Origin of the sequence: Flavihumibacter stibioxidans, assembly GCF_014332695.1 — a bacterium.
In the GTDB taxonomy this organism is placed as follows: domain Bacteria; phylum Bacteroidota; class Bacteroidia; order Chitinophagales; family Chitinophagaceae; genus Flavihumibacter; species Flavihumibacter stibioxidans.
Map to the genome: position 1 here is coordinate 149,901 of NZ_MBUA01000028.1, position 20,576 is coordinate 170,476.

Genomic DNA, 20,576 nt, shown 5'->3' on the forward strand with positions numbered 1-20,576 from the left:
ACAGTCTTTTCCCTGGTAATTAGTTAGGTAGAGTTGCAGCTATAGGCTTAGAGGTTTTTTAGTGCTGATTTAATAATATCTTCCACTTTATCAGAACCAGGGTACAGGTTAATCGCTTTCCTTAAGGCCACTTCTGCAGCCGGACGGGCGATACCCAGAGCCAGCAGAGCATTTAACGCATCCGCTTCAACGGTATTGCCCGTTGACACTGAATTATTTATATCAAGAGACTGCCGGGTCATTTTATCCTTCAATTCAAGAATTATCCTCTCTGCAGATTTCTTGCCAATCCCTTTAACAGACTCAAGTTGCCTTGCATTTCCCTGGATAATGGCCTTTGCGATCTCATCCGGTTTCATAGAGGACAACATCATCCTGGCTGTGGCAGCGCCCACACCGTTAACCCCCAGCAAATGCAGGAACATTTCCTTTTCCGCCGGTTCAGCGAATCCATACAGAACATGGGCATCTTCCCTTATTTGAAGGTACGTATACAACTGGCCCTGGGGTTTACCCTGGATGGCCGCATATGTGTTCAATGAAATAAAAACTTCATATCCTACTCCCTGCACATCAATATGCACATAAGTAGGTGTGGTAAGGGCGAAATTACCCCTCAGAAAAGCGATCATGGCTGCAAAATAAACTATTACCCCTAAATTTGTGCCGCTTTTACAATTTAACGCATGATCAATAAAATTACCGCCGCCATCACTGCAGTTGGCGGTTTTGTTCCCGAAGACAGACTGACCAATTTTGACCTGGAGAAGATGGTGGATACTAACGATGAATGGATCAGGACCCGCACCGGCATTTCTGAAAGAAGAATTCTGAAAGGAGAAGGAAAGGGTGTTTCTGAAATGATCGTACCAGCCGTTCTTGAGCTCTGCAAAAAACGCGGCATGGACCCCGCGGAGATAGATTGTATGATTGTGGCAACGGTAACCCCCGACATGGTTTTCCCCGCCACCGCCAATATCGTTTGTGATAAAATAGGGGCAGTGAATGCCTGGGGATATGATATGAGTGCCGCCTGTTCCGGCTTTTTATTTGCCCTCACCACCGGAGCCACCTATATTGAAAGTGGCCGCTACAAAAAAGTGGTGGTGGTAGGAGCTGATAAAATGAGCGCCATCATCGACTATACAGACCGCAATACCTGTGTTATTTTCGGCGACGGTGCCGGTGCTGTTTTGCTCGAACCCAATACAGATGGGTACGGCGTACTGGATAGCATCCTGAAAACCGATGGCAGTGGTCGTCACTACCTGAACATGAAAGCAGGCGGATCTGCCCATCCGGCGAGTATTGAAACAGTTACCAACCGCGAACATTTCGCCTACCAGGAAGGAAAAACGGTATTCAAATTCGCCGTAAAGGGTATGGCTGATGTGAGCGCTGAATTACTGGAGAGAAATAACCTCAAGGGAGATGACATTGCCTGGCTTGTTCCGCACCAGGCTAACCTCCGCATCATTGATGCCACCGCCGAACGTATGGGATTACCTAAGGAAAAAGTGATGATCAATATCCAGCGTTTTGGAAATACTACCGCTGCCACGATTCCTCTCTGCCTTTGGGAGTGGGAAAAACAACTTAAAAAAGACGACAAGCTTGTACTTGCAGCCTTTGGCGGTGGGTTCACCTGGGGTGCAACCCTTATCAGGTGGGCTTATTGACAAAATCAGCCAAAGAAAATACTCATTAAATACCAGCGGGAGCAATGATTCATTCTCCCGCTGGTATTTAACTTTCTTCCTCGTAATAGAGTTTATAATACTTCTTACCGCTTTCTTCATCATATCCCCTCTCAATCAGGTCTCGCCTTCCATGGATATATACATGGAAATTTTTATCCAGCTTCAGCACTGTTTTAAAAACCTTTGCCTGCTTCTTCAGGGCAACCAGGTTGATATCAAAGGACTCATCGATGGCATAGTTGCGGTTGGCTTCATAATTTCTTTTATAATCCATGAACGTATCCACCACGTCCGGGTGATGAATTACCTCCTCAGTAAATTCCTGCAAATTGAATTGCTCTTTTGTCTTAAAATAGTCCATTGATTTATTCAGCAGGTCTATCTGGTCCGATTTTGATACGTCAAATTTCTCTGCGTATTCTTTCTCAATGAACAACTTACAGAGTCCCAGGGCCTGGTTCGTATGATGGTAACTGTCGGTATAGGGCTGTACCTGCAGAAAATCGTTCACCCAATACTGGGCATCCTGTTGTTTATTGGTATTGTCCACCACGCAAACCTTATACCCATCGGACTCATTGGTTCGGAATACCAGGCAACCCTTGTCCAGCTTGTTGATGTTGACACCGTCTTCAGCAGCCACCTCCCAGCCGGCACCATGCGGAAATACTTTCAGGAAGGTTTCCTTGGTTTCGGATTTAAAGATGCCGACCGCTTTTTTCTCTTCCCCTTCAAACGGCACTTTATCAAAGAGAACAACATACAGTTCACCTTCCTTCACCCTGGCGTGCGTCGATTTATTGTACAGCAACTGAGCCAGGAAAACCGACTCCCGGTGAAAATTGGCCGGATCCTCAAAAATATTCCTGACATAAGTATACACTTCATTCATATCAAGGTCGCTGATATGTGTAAAGTGATAACATTCATGTTCATTAAATGGCGCAAGAAAATAACGGGTAAGCAGGCCGCGAACGATCTCGTCATTGAGCGTTAGCGGATTGGCGGATAGTTTTAATTCTTCGCCGCGGGTAGGGTTTCCCACTTTATGTACAATGGCTTTTTCCAGTGATACAGCTTCGATTCCGGTCATGGCACGAAGATAGTCCCTTTGTGTTTTCGTTCCTGCAAAGGACGATGGGCCAGCAATTCCTTATACCGGTCGCGGAACCGGCCGATGGCATCCCACTCCCGGGAAAAGCCGGTTGGTGCCGGCGGCCTGCCCATTGTTATATATTGCCTCAATGAATTTCCCTGGAAAAAGCCGACCGTTCCCCATAAAATCCTGTCTTCCTCAAGTTGGGGATACAGGATTTGATATTGTTCCATGCAAACAACCTGGTCGCGGTCGAGATAATAAACTTCCTGGAATTCGGAAGAATCTATAAAATAGTGGATCTCAAAAATGATGACCCGCTCGTTATGGAGGGTATAATGCCAGGTTTCTCTCACGGGAAGATCATTCCTGATAAATTTATTAAGATAAAATGTCTGCTGGGAATGCATGGAAAGGCTGTCGGCCACCTGAACCAGGTCATCAATCCGGGTTCGCCAGTCATAGCGTTGTGAATAACCCGCGGAAGAAAAAAAGGCAACTACGGCTATCAGCAAAATCATCCGGTTGATATGGCCTGATATGGCAATCATTTTATGTAAGCTTCGCTTCCCCCACTTTTCTTTCAATTTACGAAAATTACACCACTTTGCATCCACACTCCGCCTCCCGGAATGTTCATTCTTTACCACCCTCCACTCTTATCCAGTGCACAAAATCCGTCTGCGGAATGTTTTCTGCGCCCAATGTCCGCATCATGGTTACCAGCTGGCCACGATGATAGGTTCCGTGGTTGACAACATGCATTAAAATATGGCGGCAGGATGTTTGAAAAGCCTGCCCTTTCGAGTTGCTGTAAGAGATGATACGATCAAATCCGTCTGGGGCAGTTTCCTTCGCCCATCTTAACCAGCGTTCATTCTGTTCCAGTAAAAGCTTCACCAGTTCGGGTGTGTCAGTGTTGGAGTCAGGCGGCGCAAAGGGCATGGCCTCATCCTGCACCCGCTGCCACCAGGCGCTGTCCGCCATTTCCATATGCCTGAGTGTCTGGTGAAGGGAAGGAAAACTGCTGACCACTTCTTTGGTCCACCATGCAGGATCAAGTTCAAGGATGCGCGAACAGATCATCCGGTTCGCCCAAAAATGATATTCTGTATACTCCACGAAGGTCTGCTTTATCTATTTACGTTAAATTTGACAATACCCTACTAATTTAAAAGTTGTTAATCGAATGGCGAATAAAAATTTCCACTTAAAAGGCAAGGGCACAGTAGCAGTTCACGGCGGTAACGAACCCGATCCGCAATATGCGCACCTTACGCCTATTTATGCAAGTTCAACTTTTTATTTTGACACGGCACAGCAGGGCATGGAGCGCTTTGCGGGGGCTGATAAAACGAAAATATATTCACGCTGGGGCAATCCAACCCATACGGTGGCGGAACAAAAAATTGCCGCCCTTGAAGCCCATGGACTGACTGATGAAGATGGTTCGCCGCTGCAGTTGAAAGCCTTATTACATTCCAGCGGACAGGCAGCCATGACCACACTATTCATGAGCAATCTTTCTGCCGGCGATAAAATCCTGACGCATTATTCCCTTTATGGCGGCACACAGGAACTGCTGACCAAAGTGCTGGCAGAAAATGGCATCCAAACCATCATTACGGATCTGCGGGACCGTGAACTTGCAGTTGCTGCCATTAAGAACAACCCGGAAATTAAAATGGTGCACATTGAAACACCGGCCAATCCGACTCTGCAATGTGTGGACCTGGAAATGATCACGGTCCTTGCAAAACAACATCGCCTGGTTGTTTCGGTGGACAATACATTTGCCACGCCCTACCTGCAACAACCATTCAGGTATGGGGTAGATTTTGTTTTCCACTCAACCACAAAATTCCTGAATGGGCATGGAACATCCATCGGCGGTGTCCTGCTGGGGCGCGACCTTCAGTTTATGTCCACCAAAGCCTGGAAATGGTATGTGTTACTGGGCGGAAATGCCAATCCATTTGATGCTTTTTTGCTTACCCAGGGAATGCGGACACTTGAATTAAGGATGGACCGTCATTGCAGTAATGCCATGGCTGTAGCCAGGTATCTGGAAAATCACCCTGCCATTGCAAAAGTGATGTATACAGGGCTGGAAAGTCATCCTGATTTTGAAGTGGCAAAGAAACAGATGAAGCACCCGGGAGGCATGCTCAGTTTTGAATTGAAGGGAGGTGTTGAAACCGGCAAGCAATTCATCGACCGCCTGCAGATGTGTACGCGTGCGGTTTCCCTGGGAACGGTTGACACGCTTATTTCTCACCCGGCTTCCATGTCGCATGCCAGCATCCCAAAAGCAGAACGTGAGGGATATGGCATCACTGACGGACTGATCCGCATGAGTGTAGGCATCGAAAACATAGAGGATATCCTCGCCGACCTTACCCAGGCCCTCGCAGAATAAACATTCACCATTCACCATTCACCATTCACTATCTATGTCCCTCCGACGCGCCACCGCCACCGACTGTCCCCGCCTGCTCGAACTGATCAGGGAACTCGCCGAATATGAGAAAGCACCAGAGGAAGTTACCGTTACGCTTGAACATTTTACCAATAGCGGCTTTGGGCCCAATCCGGTATGGTGGGCATTTGTAGCCGAAGTGGATGGCATAGTGCAGGGCTTCGCGCTCTACTATATCCGGTACAGCACCTGGAAGGGGCAGCGTATGTATCTCGAAGACATAATAGTAACAGATGCCATGAGGGGCAAGGGGTTGGGTAAGCAACTTCTGGACCGTCTGATTGAGGAGGCAAAAGAAAAGAACTTCTGCGGTATCACCTGGCAGGTCCTTGAATGGAATGAACCTGCGATTAATTTCTATAAAAAATACAATGCGAAAATGGATCCGGAATGGATCAACTGTTCCATTGAGATCAAAAATCCTTAATCAGAATCCGGCAGCCCCGGCCTAGCTGGCTCCGTTAACAGTTACCGACTTATCAATTTTTGCCACAAGGCCCTGCAAAACTTTACCTGGACCCACTTCGGTGAAGGTAGAAGCGCCGTCCCGTATCATTGATTGAACACTTTGTGTCCAGCGAACTGCACCGGTAAGTTGTTCAATCAGGTTATGCTTGATCTCGTCCTTATCAAGAACAGCCCTTGCCACAACGTTCTGGTAAACCGCACAAACAGGCTGCTGGAATTTCATGCCGTTTATGGCGGCCTTCAATTCTTCGCGTGCAGGTGCCATCAAAGGTGAATGGAATGCCCCGCCCACAGGCAGAACAAGGGCCCTCTTGGCTCCTGCTGCCTTCATCTGTTCACAGGCGATCTCAATTCCCTTTACTGAACCACTGATCACCAGCTGACCGGGACAGTTATAGTTAGCAGGAACAACCACCTCACCGGATTCAGCCTGTACAAGAGCGCAAATTTCTTCCACTTTTGCATCGTCCAGGGCAAGCACAGCGGCCATGGTGGATGGCTGCATTTCGCATGCTTTCTGCATTGCCCGGGCCCTTATAAAAACAAGTTTCAGCGCATCTTCAAAACTAAGCACCCCATTGGCAACCAAAGCGGAGAATTCACCCAGTGAATGGCCAGCGACCATATCGGGATGTGCATGTTCAATGCTTTTATAGGCAATAACGGAATGAAGGAAAACTGCCGGCTGGGTTACATTCGTCTGACGGAGATCTTCGTCGGTTCCCGTAAACATGATATCAGAAATCCTGAAACCTAATATCTCATTTGCCTGTTCGAAAAGTTTTTTCGCAAAGGCACTGTTTTCATAATGGTTTTTACCCATTCCCGGAAACTGGGATCCCTGCCCGGGAAACACATAGGCATGCTTCATATATGCAATTGTATTTACGGGCAAAAATAATCAGATCAACTGAGTTTGGAGGAAATCAATTTTGTAAACTCACTTCTGGTCTCAGCTTTTTCAAACTCTCCCCAGAAAGCAGATGTAGTGGTAACCGAATTCTGTTTCTGCACCCCCCTCATCATCATGCAGAGATGCCTGGCTTCTATGACAACCGCCACACCTATCGGATTCAGCGATTCCTTAATGGCATTTAATATCTGCGTTGTCATACGTTCCTGCACCTGCAAACGGCGACTGAACACATCCACCACACGGGCAATTTTACTTAACCCGGTGATATAACCGTTAGGGATATAGGCTATATGGGCTTTACCAAAAAACGGCAGCATGTGATGTTCACACATACTGTAAAGTTCAATATCCTTCACAAGGATCATTTCACTGACATCCTCGTGAAATTTGGCTGACTCAAGTATGGCTTTGGCATCCATCTGGTACCCCTGTGTAAGGTATTGCATGGCTTTCGCCACCCGCTCAGGAGTTTTCAACAATCCTTCCCTATCCGGATCCTCACCCAGTAAGGCTAGTGTGTCTCGGTAGTTATCAATCAAACCGGAAGTAATCTTGTCTTCATACTGTTCAACCTTATGATATGCCATCTATTTGATTTTAATACTGTTTTTAAAAAAATACCGATTTCCAGTTCACATTCCACCTACCCCTTCGCCATACTCAACAAAATTCCTTTCTGTTTCATACAGCCGTATGCTGAGTTCATGAGTTGGGTCAATATGCGGTCGCAGCAAATCAAAAATCACCACCACAATATTTTCAGCGGTAGGATTCAGATTTCTAAATTCGGCCAGGTCCAGGTTCAGGTTCCTGTGGTCAAAACGGCTGATCACATGGGTATGGATTATGTCCGACAGCTGCTTCATATCCATCACGAAACCGGTTTGCGGATTGGGTTCTCCCGTCACTTTCACCACCAGTTCATAATTATGACCATGGTAATGGGGATAGCTGCACTTTCCAAAAACCTCAAAATTGCGTGCATCATCCCAATCGGGGTGGTGCAAACGATGTGCGGCATTAAAATGCTCTTTCCTGAATACTGCTACTTTTTTTCCCATAATTGAATATTACCATAAACAACCGAAACGGAAGTGTGCCGTTCAAATTGTTTAGCATTTTGTATAAAAAACTTTAACAAGACTGCCGGCAAAAGGTTCAATAAAAGTTAAAAACAGTTTACCAGATCAATACAAAACTACTCAATCCCGATCATTTAACAGGATTGACGACATTTGTCCATAAACCATTTGAAAATGCATTGTTTACTGGTTGCTTCCACAGCGGCTGAAATCGCACCTTTTACCGACCATCTTGGCACCACCGAAAAACTGAACCATATTGATTTTGATGTAGATATACTGATAACCGGGGTTGGCAGCAATGCCGCAACCTATGCACTGACCAGGTACCTGCAGCACAAAAGACCCGAACTAATCATCCAGGCTGGTGTGGCCGGGGCGTTTGACCCGAAAACTGAACTGGGAACTGTATTCGTGGTAAAGCAGGATGTGCTGGCAGACCAGGGGGTCCAGGAAAAAAATGCCTTCCTGGATGTTTTTGACCTGAAGCTAAGCCGGTCCAATGAATTGCCCTATAAGAAAGGTGTTTTACCAAATCCATATCTCAACCTGATGAAGAGAAGCCGGCTGAAAAAAGCATCAGGCATCACTGTAAACGAGATCACCACTTCCAAAAAAAGAGCGGAACATTATGTTTCAAAATACCGTGCCACCCTCGAGTCCATGGAAGGGGCATCCCTGCATTATGTGGCGCTGATGGAAGAAATACCTTTCATGCAGTTGCGCAGTATTTCCAATCATGTGGGAGAAAGGAACAAGAAAAAATGGGACCTGCCCCTGGCCATCAACAGCCTGAACAAAAACCTCATCCGCCTCCTCGAATCCCTCTAACCCATTCACCATTCACCATTCACCATTCACCGTTTATGACCCTCGCTTTTTCCCCCTGCCCAAACGACACTTTCATATTCGACGCCCTCGTCAATGGAAAAATTGAAACGGGAGGGATGAATTTTTCAGTAAGTCTGGAAGATGTACAGACCCTGAACGAATGGGCGCTGGAAGGCAGGATGGATTGTACCAAAATAAGTTACGGCGTACTTCCGCTCATAACCGGCCAATATACTTTGCTCGATTCAGGAGGGGCGCTGGGCACAGGGGTCGGCCCATTGTTGATTGCAAAGAAACCGATACCACTTCCCGACATCAGCAATCTTCGGATAGCCATCCCCGGTAAAAACACCACGGCCCACCTGCTTTTTTCAATGGCTTTCCCGGAGGCAAAAAACAAATCCTTCATGGTCTTTCATGAAATTGAACAGGCAGTGCTGAACGGCTCAGTGGATGCAGGGGTCATCATCCATGAAAACAGGTTTACCTACCAGCAGAAAGGCCTGCACAAACTCATTGACCTCGGCGATTACTGGGAACATCAACTCCATTGCCCGGTACCTCTTGGCGGTATAGTTGTAAAGAAATCCATTCCAGTAGAAACGAGGGAAAAGCTGCAGGAACTCATCCGTAACAGCATTCGCTATAGTTGGTCAAACTACCCTGAACTGTCGGAATACATCCGCTGTAATGCACAGGAAATGAGTGAAGATGTGATGAGACAGCATATCAACCTCTATGTAAACGACTACTCATTGTCCCTGGGAAGCGCAGGCCGCAGAGCAGTTGATCAACTGCTGGAAATATATAACAGGATCAGCAACTGATCCGGGTTCAGCGTTTCAGGGCCGCCTGGTAAACTTCCAGGCACCTTTTTCTTGCCTGTTCATGGATTACTATCGGCGCCGCATAACCGAATCCATCAAATTCGGGTACCCACTTACGGATATATTCCCCCTGCGGGTCAAATTTTTCCGTTTGCAGGTAGGGGTTAAATATCCTGAAATAGGGAGCTGCATCACAACCACTTCCTGCCGCCCACTGCCATCCGCCGTTGTTGGCAGCAAAATCATAATCCAGTAATTTTTCAGCGAAATATGCTTCTCCCCAGCGCCAGTCTATCAGCAAATGTTTGGTCAGGAAGGACGCCACTATCATCCGAACCCTGTTGTGCATATAGCCGGTGGCATTTAGTTCCCGCATTCCCGCATCAACAATCGGATAACCGGTCATGCCTTCACACCAGCGTGTAAACTCCGCTTCATTATTACGCCATTGTATAAAATCGTATTCCGGCTTGAAAGCCCGTCCCCTGCCAACTTCCGGAAAATGCCACAGAATCATATGATAGAAATCCCGCCAGATTAATTCATTCAGAAAGGTTTCATTCAACCGGCTCCCCTTGCGGGCAAGTTCCCGGATGCTGATGGTGCCAAAACGCAGGTGGACCCCCAGCCTGGATGTGCCTGGAATTGCCGGAAAATCACGGTGCGCAGTATACGCTTTTGCCATTTCCTCATCCAGCTGGGCAGATGGGAATTCTGCACCGACAGCCTGAAACCCAAGTGATTCCAGCGAAGGGACCGGCCTTTCCTGCTGCCTGAAGAATCCATCGAAATATTTTTCAGTTGGATAAGACGACAGGTAAAAATCATTCAGCCTGGCCTTCCATCGTTTGCTGTAGGGAGTGAAAACAGTATAAGGTCTGCCGTCATCCTTAACGACCTCCTCCTTTTCAAATATCACCTGGTCCTTAAAGTCCGAAAAAACCGCGCCCTGCCTTTCTGCAAGCTTCCTGACCGCCGCATCCCTTTCAATGGCATAGGGCTCGTAATCATGGTTGGTGAAGATTTTTTCAACTTTGTATTCCTGCATCAGTTGCCTGAAGACCTCCTCCGGGTCTCCGTAGCGAACATCCATGCTACTCCCCATGCCTGCCAACTGGCGCTGCATCTGCTGTAAAGCCAGATGAATGAACTCCACCCGACGGTCTTCCTTAACCCGGAGGTCATCCAGGATATTCCGGTCAAAAACAAAAACAGGCACAACCGGCAATCCGCTCTTCAACGCATGGTAAAGGGCTGCATTGTCATGCAATCGGAGGTCACGGCGAAACCACATCAATGCTACCGGGGAGGGGGGCATGCTGAAAATTTGATTTATCTAACAATCCCCGGCCAACTTGGTTCACCGGGTTGAACAGGAACGGCAATTCCTGCAATGATCAGCGCGACATAAATAACGGGCGGATAATGTCCTCGTAGATAGCCCTGGTTTTTTCAGCCTTATACTTAACCCCGGCGATCATATTTACCCATTTCATACCATAAATGGAATTACTGAGAAAAACCTCATCGGCAGCCATTATTCTTTCAACGGACACAGGCTCTTCTGCAATATCAATTCTCTGCTCCGAAAGACGGGTGACAAGGAACCTGCGCATGATACCTGCAACAGGGCCTTCCTCCAGCGAGGGGGTAATGATCCTGCCGTTTTCAACCAGGAAAATATTGGCAATGGTGGCATCACAGATACGGTCCTCCGTATTCAGGATGATGGCATCATTCCATTTTTCCTTTTTAGCTTCCAGCGCCCCAAGTATGTAGGCGAGATAATTGTTGGTTTTATGGTTTGCCAGCACATCCGGGGCTTTGCGCGCGCCCTTGTGTATACCAACTACCAGGCCGTTTTCATTCCACTGGTGGTTGGTTTCAGGCAGGTTCCAGCTTTGGATAATATGATGGGGATAATGGTTTTCCGGATCGTACAGACCGCCATTCCCGCGGTGCACCATCAACCTGACCCGCGCAAGTTTTGAATGACCGTTACGGTGAACAAGCTGCTTCACCATGTCCAATAAATAACTAGGCGAAAAATAAGAAGGACAATCAAACTGAAGAAGTTTCAGGGCGGCAAATAATCTTTCCATATGCCAGTCGCCAAGTTGAACCTGGCCGGCATTTACCTTCATGGTTTCGAATGCGCCATCACCATAGCGAAGCCCCCGGTTATTGGCGCCAACCAATAATTTATCATCCCGGAAAAACTGTCCGTCCTGGAAAAGTAAATGCGACATCTGATAAGCTGGTTCTTCACCTAAACTTACAATGCATTTACCTCAATGCCCTCATTTTATTTTTAATGATGACAAATAAGATAACACCGATAATCAATAAAACCAGCATGGATAATAATACCGGAAAAATGAAATGCAGCTTTGAAGCCAGGTTTTGCGGAGTCAGCTGAATGAGTATCTGGGTAAACATACAATAAGGTTGAAATGCAAACATAGCACTCCAACTTTACCGTAATATGAAGATTTTCCACCTTCCCTACCCGTATTTTCCCCCTGAGCGGGGTAGGTGTCTGACATGTTTGAAAGGCGTCTGACGTTTAGTATCAACAAATACCGCGGACACAAACGTCTGACGCCTCAAACCCCGTGCAGGAAAGGCGTCTGACGTTTAGGATCAACGAATACCGCGGACGCAAACGTCTGACGCCTCAAACCCCGTGCAGGAAAGGCGTCTGACGTTTAGTATCAACAAATACCGCGGACGCAAACGTCTGACGCCTCAAACCCCGTGCAGGAAAGGCGTCTGACGTTTAGGATCAACGAATACCGCGGACGCAAACGTCAGACGCCCTATAAACATGTCAGACGCCTCCCCCTTAATCCTTAAATTTTTTCTTGAGTTCCATGAGTTTTGACTGGAAGGCATTCGCCGGTTCTGCCTTTTTGGGACCGGATTCACGCCTGGCTGGTCCCTGTTCCCTTTTGCCTTCCGGCTTCTTACCATGTTCCTTCATGGACAATCCTATCCGCTTGCGGGTTACATCCACTTCCGTAACGGTTACCGTTACTTTCTGCTGTAGTTTCACCACCTCTGCAGGATCGCTGACAAAAGTGTTGCTCAACTGCGAAATATGGATCAGACCATCCTGCTTAACACCTATGTCCACAAACACGCCGAACTTGGTAATATTGGTTATGACACCCGGCACCACCATGCCCACTTTCACGTCTTCAATACTTTTGATGGTATCGTCAAAGCGGAATTCTTCAATGGGACCCCGCGGATCGCGACCGGGTTTTTCCAGTTCTTTAAGGATATCCTCAATAGTGAACTCCCCTATCGTTTCTGAAATATATTTTTTCCGGTTGATCTGTTTACGCAGTTCCGCCTTTGCTATCAGGTCTTCCACCGAACAGCCCAGATCCTTAGCCATGGCTTCCACCACATGATAACTTTCCGGATGCACCGCACTGTTATCGAGCGGATTAACAGCGTCGCGTATCCGAAGAAATCCTGCACACTGCTCAAAGGTTTTGGGTCCCATCAGGCTTACTTTTTTCACGTCTTCACGCGACAGGAAGGCGCCGTTCTTAGCCCGGTATTCCACAATATTCTTTGCCAGGGTGGCACTGAGTCCAGACACATACATCAGCAGGTGTTTACTGGCCGTATTCAGATCAACCCCCACATGGTTTACACAGCTCTCAACCACCTTATCCAGGCTGTCCTTCAGTCTTGTCTGGTTAACATCGTGCTGGTATTGTCCAACCCCAATGGACTTGGCATCAATTTTTACCAGTTCACTCAGCGGATCCAGCAGCCGGCGGCCAATGCTCACAGCCCCCCTTACCGTAACATCCTGGTCGGGAAACTCTTCCCTCGCCACTTCCGATGCAGAGTAAATCGAAGCGCCGCTTTCATTCACCTGGAACACGCTTACAGGTTTTCCGAAATCAATGCTGCGCACCAATGTTTCAGTTTCGCGACCTGCGGTTCCATTACCCACGCCAATGGCTTCAATTTCATATTTCGCCACCAGTTGCTTAAGCGTATTCACACTTTGCTGCCAGTCATTCTGTGGCGGGTGCGGGTAGATGGCCGTATTATAGATGAGGTTGCCCTGCGCATCCAGGCAAACCAGTTTACATCCGGTCCGAAAGCCAGGATCCAGGGCCAGTACCCTCCGGTTACCCAGCGGGGACGCCAGCAATAACTGGCGCAGGTTTTCAGCAAATACATGGATGGCTTCCTCATCGGCAGACGTCTTGCTGCTCATGCGGAATTCATTTTCAATGGATGGCTTCAGCAAGCGATCAAAACTATCTGCAATGGCTGTTTTCACTTCAGTTGCCGCTGCTGATCCGTTCTTTATGAAAATCCTTTCCAGCGACTCAATCCCATCTGCTTTGTCTATATTGATATCCATGATCAGGAATCCTTCCTTCTCTCCCCGGCGGATGGCCAGGATCCGGTGCGAAGGGCATTTTTCCAGCGGCTCGCTGAATTCAAAATAATCCCGGTATTTCTGAGCGTCAGCTTCATCTTTTTTGGAACTTAATACCCTTGAAACCAATACCGATGATTCCTGGAATTGCTTCCGTACTGAATTTCTTGCCTGTTCATTTTCTGCCACCCATTCAGCAATGATATCCCTTGCACCCTGCAAGGCTTCTTTTACGTCCTTCACCTCCTCCTTCACAAAAGCCGCAGCTTCTGCTGCCGGATCCAGGCTGCCCTGCTCAAACAACATTTTAGCCAATGGCTCAAGGCCTTTTTCAATAGCCTGCGTGGCCCGGGTTTTACGCTTGGGTTTATAGGGCAGGTAGATATCTTCCAGTTCAGTGGCATCAATACAGTTATCGATACGCGATTTCAGCTCAGGCGTAAGTTTACCCAAACCTTCAATCGTTTTCAGCACAGTGTCCTTCCGTTTATCGAGTTCTGTATAGTACTTTACCTCTTCAACGATATTATTAATGGCCACCTCATCAAGGTTACCAGTCACCTCCTTTCTGTATCGCGCCATAAAAGGAACGGTTGCTCCTTCAGCCTGTAAGTCGTACACATTGTTCACCTGCTTCAGGGTCAATGATAGTTTCTGTGAAATTACCTGGATATACTTCGGTTCCATTTGCTTCAATTTTGGGAGCGCAAATGTAATATTTCCCCCAACACCCTGTTCACTTCTTCTGCACGGTTCATGACCATCAGATGTCCTCCCCCGTTAATCAGGTGTGTTGGGTAAACATATTTCACCGGCAACAAATGGTCTCCCGATCCGTGTATATGAAAAATTCCCGTAGCTGTTGCCATACTTTTCCAATTCAAAATCGCCCCTAAAGCCCACCTGATAAAACCAGGATCACTTTCTGAAATGATCCTGCGCAAAAGGTCCTTGTCTTCCGAAGTTTCTGTGGTAAAAATCCTCCTGGCCAGTGAAGCATTTTTAAAAATCCCTACCGGCAGTATTTTATGCAGGTTTAAAGGTGCCGCCAGTTTATAATATGTAGGTAATTGTGCGGGTGATGTAATACTGGCAATAACAATGGTTGTTTCCGGCTGGTATATGCGGCTGATTTCTGTTGCCAGCATGCCGCCAAATGATAATCCTACCAGGCTCCAGGGGGCTTCCCTGTCTATTTGCGCACCGAGGCGCTCTGCATAATGCGGAAGCGATTCATCCGGCTCGGGGCTAAGCCAGTCAAGATGAACTATTTCATAACCTTCGGGTAACCTGATATGGCTGAAAACCCTTTTATCCGCACCTAACCCGGGAATAAAGTACACTTTCATAATGCCCTCCTCTAAATTCTTACCTTAGCAGCGCTTTAAATGCTGCTATGGATATAAAAAACAACATTCTGGAAACCATCGGCAATACGCCGCTGATCAGACTCAACAAAATTACTAAAGACCTGCCGGGTACCATCCTGGCCAAAGTAGATTATTTTAATCCGGGTAACTCCATCAAGGACCGGATGGCACTCAAAATGGTGGAAGTTGCCGAAAAAGAGGGGAAAATCAAACCCGGGGGAACCATCATCGAATGTACCAGCGGCAATACCGGCATGGGACTGGCGCTGGCGGCTGTGGTGAAAGGGTATAAATGTATTTTCACCACCACCGACAAACAAAGCAAGGAGAAGATGGACATCCTCAAGGCCGTAGGCGCAGAAGTGATCGTATGCCCTACCAATGTGGAACCCGACGACCCGCGCTCCTATTATTCTGTTGCCCAGAGACTTGCCAGGGAAATCCCCAATTCCTATCACTTCAACCAGTACGACAACCTGGCCAACCGCCTGGCACATTATGAAACAACCGGACCTGAGATCTGGCGCCAGACCGATGGTAAAATCACTCACCTTGTTTGCACTGCCGGAACCGGTGGTACAGTTACCGGCACTGCCCAGTTCCTGAAGGAACAAAATCCCGATATCCAGGTATGGGCAATAGATGTATATGGCTCCTTACTCACTAAATTCTTCCGTACCGGCGTAGTTGATATGAATGAAGTACATCCATATATATCTGAAGGTTTCGGTGAAGACTTTGTTCCGAAGAATTATGACATGAGTGTTATTGACCATTTTGAACAGGTTACAGATAAGGATGGCGCCGTAATGGCGAGAAGACTTGCCAAAGAGGAAGGGCTGTTCTGCGGTTACAGCGCAGGATCCTGCATCCAGGGCCTGGTTCAACTGAAAGACAGGTTAAAACCCGATGACATGGTGGTTTGCATTTTCCACGACCATGGCAGCCGTTATGTGGGAAAGATCTACAACGACCAGTGGATGCTGGAGAGAGGATTCCTGGATGTTAAAAGTTTCAGGGACATTGTCAACGGCCGCGGCAGCCGCCAGAAACTGATCACCCTTTCCCCCGAGCAGACAGTGTCTGACGCGGTTGCACTGATGCGGAAATATGATATCGAACATATTCCCGTTATGCGCGGAGAGGAAATACTTGGTTCTATCTCAGAAGGAGGATTATTCCAGAAAGTATTTTCAGACCCCGATATCAAGCATGCGAAACTTGAAAAAGTACTGGAACCAGCTTTCCCGGTTGCTGACTTTATGACCCCGGTTGAAAAGTTAAGCACACTCATCAATAAGGAGAATGGCGCAGTGTTAAGTAAAGATGAAGCGGGAAATTACCACATCGTAACAAAGTATGATGTGATCCAGGCCATGGGAAAATAAACAGTTTAAAACCACCAAATACAGTCCGGTTGCTGCTTACAAGGCAACCGGACTTTTTTTTGCCGATATATTTTAGTAAAACTACGATAAGGAAACGCGTATACTCACGGCAGCCACCATGATAAGCTTACTAGTTTTGCAGTAAATACCGAACTGTTAAAATTGAGCAAATGCGCTCTTGCCCGCGAATGTTACGCCCCCTACTTTTGTATCAGAAGTTGATTGATAGTTCAATCGTTATCCAATATCCGAAAAACGCATCAAGAAATCCAAAATCCAGAAATCCAGAAAGAGGATCCAATACCTAAGAAAGAAACCAGCATCAGAAATCCAATATCAGTCAACTTCCTTTTTTTCCTAAATCCTAAAGAAAAACCAAGACCAGAAATCAGCACCAAATCCTTTGAAAAGCCAAGAGAAAATCTGAAACCTATGTCCAAACCAATGTCCAGTAACCAATCGTCCAAATCTAGTTGTTTACCAAGGTTTCAGAATCCAATTTCCTGGTGAGAGCCAACCAAGTCCTTTAAAACCACTTATCCAATCCTGGCGAATGCCATGTTTGAATCCGGTACCCTCCTGCCCTATTGCCCGTCCAAGCCGTAGTGCAGGAGGCCGAAAGTGGTCCTGGCATTTACTCCTTCAACATTCCTTTCCCTTTATTAGATTGCCGGCAAATTGCCATTATGCCATCCTTTACCGACCAGACCGGTAATACCATCCATCTTGATCATTTACCAAAACGAATTGTTTCACTGGTTCCTTCGCAAACAGAATTGCTGTATGCACTTGGACTGGAAGCAGAAGTCGTGGGTATAACCAAATTTTGTGTCCATCCCAACCACTGGTTCCGGACAAAAAAAAGGATTGGCGGCACCAAAAACATCCATATAGACCAGGTTCTTTCCCTGAAACCCGACCTTGTCATTGCCGGCAAGGAAGAAAATGTACAGGAACAGGTATATGCCCTGGCTGCGCAGGTGCCTGTATGGACAAGTGATATTGCCAACCTTGAGGATGCCCTGGCTATGATCCTTGAAATTGGCCACCTGACCGGGAAAATCCGGGAAGCCCTGAATATTTGCGGGAACATAGAAACAGGATTCAGCAGGCTTAAGAAAATTTCGCCTCCTGTTTCGGCAGTCTACCTGATCTGGAAGGATCCCTATATGACTGCAGGAGGCGACACATTCATACATGACATGCTGGAACGTTGCGGGCTAAGAAACCTGTTTGCCGGTTCGAAACGTTATCCCGCCACCACTATTGCCGGTTTAAGGGAGATGGGATGCCAATTGTTGCTGCTCTCCTCCGAACCTTATCCTTTCGGGGAAAGGGAAATGGCCGATCTGAAGAAGTCCCTTCCGGAGGCCAACATTGAACTGGTTAACGGCGAATACTTCAGCTGGTATGGCAGCCGCTTGCAGGAAGCCCCTGAATATTTCGAACAGTTGCAGGCCAGGTTAACACGTTAAAATTACTGATGTAGGATAACTGATGGAGGAATTCACGGTAGTGCTTAAATTGTGTATATAAACAACCATCCGGTATTCAATCTAATTTCAATCAACCTCCTTGTCGTACAATCCCTTTTCACCAAATAATCAGCCGGGCGAAATCAACAGGCCTTCCAGGAAAAAGCCCATGTTCAAAGTGAATGAACAGTTACGGGCATTTCTTAAGGAGCATGGCAGGGAAGTGCAACTTCCGGTAGCCTACCGCGACCTGAAGCGATTTACCTATGCATTGCCTGTAAAAGACAAGGATGGCAAGGACTCCCAGTGGGAAACCGTCATTTACGACATGCGTGAATGGGATTATATCAGGGATGGATTGGTAAGGATCTATGCCCTGCTGAAGACCGAAGGCGATATGAGTTTCAGCAAGCACCTCGATGTGGCTAGGGTCGATTATTGCGGCTTTGGCAACTCCCAGCCATTCAGGATCAGGATCGTGAATAAGTTTAACGACAACTATGATCACTACTATATAAAAATAGCGGATGCTTCCAGGATTTACGGGTTGGAACTCGAGCACATGTTATCACCCAACCGGATAACATTCCTGACCGACCACCAGACACTGGTGGAAGAACATATCCCAGGCATACCGGGCGATATTTTTATCGATAAATTCCTGTACCAGCAGGATACCAACCAGATCCGGATTGCAAAGGAATTTGTCAAATTCAATGAGCGTTGTTTTGTCCGCCTTCTGGGCGACATGCGCAGTTACAATTTCGTGGTGGACATTACCCCGGATATTTACGATTTTCAATACCGGTTCAGGGCCATTGATTTTGACCAGCAGTCCTATGAGGGAAGGAAAAACCTGTACCTCCCGCAATTCTTCAAGGAAAACAACATGCTGGTGGCTGTAACCCTGAAGCACCTGAACAAGGATTCCATTGAGCAATACCAGACAGAAGAACGTACCATGATGACCTTCAGGCTGGTTGCAGCCAGGTACCGGCTGAAGGAGTTGCTGGACATCATGGGGCGGGATTGTATTTCCACCCAGGAAAAAAACCAGCAGCTTGCCAGGGAGCTGAGTGAGCTCCACAATGGAAATAAAAGCCTCCTGAAATGCCAGAATATGGGGCAACTGGTTAAGCAGCACCTCAAAGTCTGCCTCCGCAAGAACCTGCTGCTGGTTCCCCGCATCAAAAGCCGTTTTGGGGATTAATCATTATATTAGCGTTCCTTTTACGATTGCTCTGCCTGTATTCTCAAGTAAACCAACCAAAAAAACAGATGAAAAAGTACAGTGCCGGCGTTTTATTCGGCGAAGAATTAGAAGCCTTGTATAAAGACGCCAAAGCCAACCAATTTGCCTTGCCAGCCGTTAACACCATCGGCACCGACTCCATTAATGCCACCCTGGAAACAGCCGCCAAAGTAAACTCACCCGTGATCGTTCAGTTTTCGAACGGCGGAGCACAGTTTATTGCAGGGAAAGGTATGCCCAACGACAATCTTCAGGCGAATATAGCCGGAGCGATTTCCGGAGCCCTCCACATTCATAATGTGGCAAAATATTATGGTGTTCCCGTTGTTTTGCATACGGACCATGCCGCCCATAAGTGGTTACCCTGGATTTCCGGCCTGATCGATGCCGGACAGGAATTCCACAAGGAAAAAGGCCGTCCGCTGTTCAGTTCACATATGCTCGATCTTTCCGAAGAAAGCCTGGAAGAAAATATCCAGACCTCTGCACAGTTTTTCAAACGCATGCAGCCCCTGGGCATGGGTATCGAAATTGAACTGGGAGTAACCGGCGGTGAAGAAGACGGTGTTGATAACAGCGGAGTGGAAAACGACAAACTCTATACCCAACCCCAGCACGTAGCCTACGCATACGAAGAACTGGGTAAAATCGGCAACCTGTTTACCGTCGCTGCAGCCTTCGGAAACGTGCACGGAGTGTATAGTCCGGGCAACGTGGAACTCCGCCCCGAAATCCTGCGCAACAGTCAGACCTATATCCAGGAGCAGTACAAGACTGCAGAAAAGCCTGTATATTTCGTATTCCACGGTGGCAGCGGTTCCCCCAAGGCACAAATCCGTGAGGCGCTGGGTTATGGTGTGATCAAAATGAACCTCGACACCGACCTGCAATGGGCATTCTGGGAAGGTGTGTTGAACTATTACAAGAAGAATGAAGGATACCTCCAGGCCCAGTTGGGCAATCCGGAAGGTGCCGACAAACCCAATAAAAAATACTACGACCCACGCGTTTGGCTGAGAAAAGGCCAGGACACTTTTGTAAAGCGACTCGAAGAAGCTTTCGAAGACCTGAACTGTATCAACCGCAACAGCTAGAAAGCTGAAGGTCGATTTTTGAAGGCAGAATTGGGGGGTATCATAACAGGCTCACCCGATTCTGCCTTTTTTTATTCCCCCGCCCGCCACTATCCTCACTCATCTGGCCAGCCCCAACGACCCTTTATAAAATAACAAACATTTGTTAGTTTTGAACATTCCTAATCGATTGCCAAACTAATAC

General features: G+C 47.3%; 21 protein-coding genes. 9 read left to right on the plus strand and 12 right to left on the minus strand.

Going from position 1 to position 20,576, the window contains the following annotated elements; genetic code table 11:
• Window positions 1-47: 47 nt before the first annotated feature.
• The gene (gene ruvA, locus BC349_RS16280; protein ID WP_187257846.1) at window positions 48-632 is read right to left on the minus strand and encodes a Holliday junction branch migration protein RuvA; all 585 of its coding nucleotides are present in this window, start codon (window positions 630-632) and stop codon (window positions 48-50) included.
• A gap of 54 nt (window positions 633-686) precedes the next feature.
• Here ruvA and BC349_RS16285 point away from each other — a divergent pair, with 54 nt between their 5' ends.
• Window positions 687-1,679 (plus strand): beta-ketoacyl-ACP synthase III, encoded by a 993-nt coding sequence (locus BC349_RS16285; RefSeq protein ID WP_222840208.1) that lies wholly within the window; start codon window positions 687-689, stop codon window positions 1,677-1,679.
• A 67-nt stretch (window positions 1,680-1,746) separates the two neighbouring features.
• On the opposite strand, the gene BC349_RS16290 is transcribed toward BC349_RS16285, so the two are convergent.
• The 3 genes from BC349_RS16290 to BC349_RS16300 all read right to left on the minus strand — a co-directional run bounded on the left by BC349_RS16290 (window position 1,747) and on the right by BC349_RS16300 (window position 3,918).
• On the minus strand, window positions 1,747-2,793 hold the full coding sequence (locus BC349_RS16290) for a nucleoid-associated protein (protein ID WP_187257847.1): 1,047 nt from the start codon (window positions 2,791-2,793) through the stop codon (window positions 1,747-1,749).
• On the minus strand, window positions 2,790-3,347 hold the full coding sequence (locus tag BC349_RS16295; protein WP_187257848.1) for a hypothetical protein: 558 nt from the start codon (window positions 3,345-3,347) through the stop codon (window positions 2,790-2,792). Before BC349_RS16295 ends, BC349_RS16290 begins: the two co-directional genes overlap by 4 nt.
• An 85-nt stretch (window positions 3,348-3,432) precedes the next feature.
• Window positions 3,433-3,918 carry a DinB family protein gene (locus tag BC349_RS16300; RefSeq protein ID WP_187257849.1) on the minus strand — a complete coding sequence of 162 codons (486 nt, stop codon included), beginning with the start codon at window positions 3,916-3,918 and terminating at the stop codon, window positions 3,433-3,435.
• Between the two features lie 67 nt (window positions 3,919-3,985).
• Here BC349_RS16300 and BC349_RS16305 point away from each other — a divergent pair, with 67 nt between their 5' ends.
• Together BC349_RS16305 and BC349_RS16310 are read left to right on the plus strand one after the other, a co-directional pair.
• Entirely contained in the window at window positions 3,986-5,215 is a 1,230-nt protein-coding gene (locus BC349_RS16305; RefSeq protein ID WP_187257850.1) for a trans-sulfuration enzyme family protein, read from the plus strand.
• Window positions 5,216-5,249: 34 nt separating this feature from the next.
• The gene (locus BC349_RS16310; protein WP_187257851.1) at window positions 5,250-5,702 is read left to right on the plus strand and encodes a GNAT family N-acetyltransferase; all 453 of its coding nucleotides are present in this window, start codon (window positions 5,250-5,252) and stop codon (window positions 5,700-5,702) included.
• Window positions 5,703-5,723: 21 nt separating this feature from the next.
• Here the strand turns inward: BC349_RS16310 and fabD are convergent, their stop codons facing one another.
• Genes fabD through BC349_RS16325 form a run of 3 tightly spaced genes read right to left on the minus strand, consistent with a single transcriptional unit; the run spans window position 5,724 to window position 7,720 of the window.
• Complete coding sequence (gene fabD, locus BC349_RS16315) at window positions 5,724-6,614, minus strand: ACP S-malonyltransferase (RefSeq protein ID WP_187257852.1); 891 nt, start codon at window positions 6,612-6,614, stop codon at window positions 5,724-5,726.
• A gap of 35 nt (window positions 6,615-6,649) precedes the next feature.
• Window positions 6,650-7,246: a GTP cyclohydrolase I FolE gene (folE, locus tag BC349_RS16320; protein ID WP_187257853.1), complete on the minus strand. Its 597-nt coding sequence runs from the start codon at window positions 7,244-7,246 to the stop codon at window positions 6,650-6,652.
• Between the two features lie 45 nt (window positions 7,247-7,291).
• Window positions 7,292-7,720: a 6-pyruvoyl trahydropterin synthase family protein gene (locus BC349_RS16325; RefSeq protein WP_187257854.1), complete on the minus strand. Its 429-nt coding sequence runs from the start codon at window positions 7,718-7,720 to the stop codon at window positions 7,292-7,294.
• 195 nt (window positions 7,721-7,915) lie between these two features.
• Between BC349_RS16325 and mqnB the strand changes: the two genes are divergently transcribed.
• A complete protein-coding gene (mqnB, locus tag BC349_RS16330) occupies window positions 7,916-8,572 on the plus strand; it encodes a futalosine hydrolase (RefSeq protein WP_187257855.1) in 657 nt (218 codons plus the stop codon).
• A gap of 35 nt (window positions 8,573-8,607) precedes the next feature.
• Window positions 8,608-9,399 carry a 1,4-dihydroxy-6-naphtoate synthase gene (locus tag BC349_RS16335; RefSeq protein WP_187257856.1) on the plus strand — a complete coding sequence of 264 codons (792 nt, stop codon included), beginning with the start codon at window positions 8,608-8,610 and terminating at the stop codon, window positions 9,397-9,399.
• A 7-nt stretch (window positions 9,400-9,406) separates the two neighbouring features.
• Here the strand turns inward: BC349_RS16335 and BC349_RS16340 are convergent, their stop codons facing one another.
• The 4 genes from BC349_RS16340 to BC349_RS16355 all read right to left on the minus strand — a co-directional run bounded on the left by BC349_RS16340 (window position 9,407) and on the right by BC349_RS16355 (window position 15,162).
• Window positions 9,407-10,717, minus strand: coding sequence for a cryptochrome/photolyase family protein (locus BC349_RS16340; RefSeq protein ID WP_187257857.1), 1,311 nt, complete (start codon window positions 10,715-10,717; stop codon window positions 9,407-9,409).
• Between the two features lie 79 nt (window positions 10,718-10,796).
• On the minus strand, window positions 10,797-11,648 hold the full coding sequence (locus tag BC349_RS16345) for an aminotransferase class IV (RefSeq protein ID WP_187257858.1): 852 nt from the start codon (window positions 11,646-11,648) through the stop codon (window positions 10,797-10,799).
• Between the two features lie 596 nt (window positions 11,649-12,244).
• Window positions 12,245-14,500 (minus strand): Tex family protein, encoded by a 2,256-nt coding sequence (locus BC349_RS16350; RefSeq protein WP_187257859.1) that lies wholly within the window; start codon window positions 14,498-14,500, stop codon window positions 12,245-12,247.
• Window positions 14,501-14,505: 5 nt separating this feature from the next.
• Window positions 14,506-15,162, minus strand: coding sequence for an alpha/beta fold hydrolase (locus tag BC349_RS16355; RefSeq protein WP_187257860.1), 657 nt, complete (start codon window positions 15,160-15,162; stop codon window positions 14,506-14,508).
• Window positions 15,163-15,209: 47 nt separating this feature from the next.
• Here BC349_RS16355 and BC349_RS16360 point away from each other — a divergent pair, with 47 nt between their 5' ends.
• Complete coding sequence (locus BC349_RS16360; protein ID WP_187257861.1) at window positions 15,210-16,571, plus strand: pyridoxal-phosphate dependent enzyme; 1,362 nt, start codon at window positions 15,210-15,212, stop codon at window positions 16,569-16,571.
• 260 nt (window positions 16,572-16,831) lie between these two features.
• On the opposite strand, the gene BC349_RS16365 is transcribed toward BC349_RS16360, so the two are convergent.
• On the minus strand, window positions 16,832-17,038 hold the full coding sequence (locus BC349_RS16365) for a hypothetical protein (protein ID WP_187257862.1): 207 nt from the start codon (window positions 17,036-17,038) through the stop codon (window positions 16,832-16,834).
• Window positions 17,039-17,257: 219 nt separating this feature from the next.
• On the opposite strand from BC349_RS16365, the gene BC349_RS16370 reads away from it, so the two are divergent.
• From BC349_RS16370 to fbaA, 3 genes are all read left to right on the plus strand, one after another.
• Entirely contained in the window at window positions 17,258-18,046 is a 789-nt protein-coding gene (locus BC349_RS16370) for a helical backbone metal receptor (RefSeq protein ID WP_187257863.1), read from the plus strand.
• 100 nt (window positions 18,047-18,146) lie between these two features.
• A complete protein-coding gene (locus BC349_RS16375; protein ID WP_222840209.1) occupies window positions 18,147-19,256 on the plus strand; it encodes a hypothetical protein in 1,110 nt (369 codons plus the stop codon).
• A 68-nt stretch (window positions 19,257-19,324) separates the two neighbouring features.
• Complete coding sequence (fbaA, locus tag BC349_RS16380; RefSeq protein ID WP_187257864.1) at window positions 19,325-20,392, plus strand: class II fructose-bisphosphate aldolase; 1,068 nt, start codon at window positions 19,325-19,327, stop codon at window positions 20,390-20,392.
• Window positions 20,393-20,576 lie beyond the last annotated feature (184 nt).

Excerpts from the sequence above, each read along its gene's own strand:
- ruvA (WP_187257846.1), bottom strand. The coding sequence starts at position 632 with ATGATCGCTTTTCTGAGGGGTAATTTCGCCCTTACCACACCTACTTAT.
- BC349_RS16285 (WP_222840208.1), top strand. The coding sequence starts at position 687 with ATGATCAATAAAATTACCGCCGCCATCACTGCAGTTGGCGGTTTTGTT.
- BC349_RS16290 (WP_187257847.1), bottom strand. The coding sequence starts at position 2,793 with ATGACCGGAATCGAAGCTGTATCACTGGAAAAAGCCATTGTACATAAA.
- BC349_RS16295 (WP_187257848.1), bottom strand. The coding sequence starts at position 3,347 with ATGATTGCCATATCAGGCCATATCAACCGGATGATTTTGCTGATAGCC.
- BC349_RS16305 (WP_187257850.1), top strand. The coding sequence starts at position 3,986 with ATGGCGAATAAAAATTTCCACTTAAAAGGCAAGGGCACAGTAGCAGTT.
- BC349_RS16310 (WP_187257851.1), top strand. The coding sequence starts at position 5,250 with ATGTCCCTCCGACGCGCCACCGCCACCGACTGTCCCCGCCTGCTCGAA.
- fabD (WP_187257852.1), bottom strand. The coding sequence starts at position 6,614 with ATGAAGCATGCCTATGTGTTTCCCGGGCAGGGATCCCAGTTTCCGGGA.
- folE (WP_187257853.1), bottom strand. The coding sequence starts at position 7,246 with ATGGCATATCATAAGGTTGAACAGTATGAAGACAAGATTACTTCCGGT.
- BC349_RS16325 (WP_187257854.1), bottom strand. The coding sequence starts at position 7,720 with ATGGGAAAAAAAGTAGCAGTATTCAGGAAAGAGCATTTTAATGCCGCA.
- mqnB (WP_187257855.1), top strand. The coding sequence starts at position 7,916 with ATGCATTGTTTACTGGTTGCTTCCACAGCGGCTGAAATCGCACCTTTT.
- BC349_RS16335 (WP_187257856.1), top strand. The coding sequence starts at position 8,608 with ATGACCCTCGCTTTTTCCCCCTGCCCAAACGACACTTTCATATTCGAC.
- BC349_RS16340 (WP_187257857.1), bottom strand. The coding sequence starts at position 10,717 with ATGCCCCCCTCCCCGGTAGCATTGATGTGGTTTCGCCGTGACCTCCGA.
- BC349_RS16345 (WP_187257858.1), bottom strand. The coding sequence starts at position 11,648 with ATGTCGCATTTACTTTTCCAGGACGGACAGTTTTTCCGGGATGATAAA.
- BC349_RS16350 (WP_187257859.1), bottom strand. The coding sequence starts at position 14,500 with ATGGAACCGAAGTATATCCAGGTAATTTCACAGAAACTATCATTGACC.
- BC349_RS16355 (WP_187257860.1), bottom strand. The coding sequence starts at position 15,162 with ATGAAAGTGTACTTTATTCCCGGGTTAGGTGCGGATAAAAGGGTTTTC.
- BC349_RS16360 (WP_187257861.1), top strand. The coding sequence starts at position 15,210 with ATGGATATAAAAAACAACATTCTGGAAACCATCGGCAATACGCCGCTG.
- BC349_RS16370 (WP_187257863.1), top strand. The coding sequence starts at position 17,258 with ATGCCATCCTTTACCGACCAGACCGGTAATACCATCCATCTTGATCAT.
- fbaA (WP_187257864.1), top strand. The coding sequence starts at position 19,325 with ATGAAAAAGTACAGTGCCGGCGTTTTATTCGGCGAAGAATTAGAAGCC.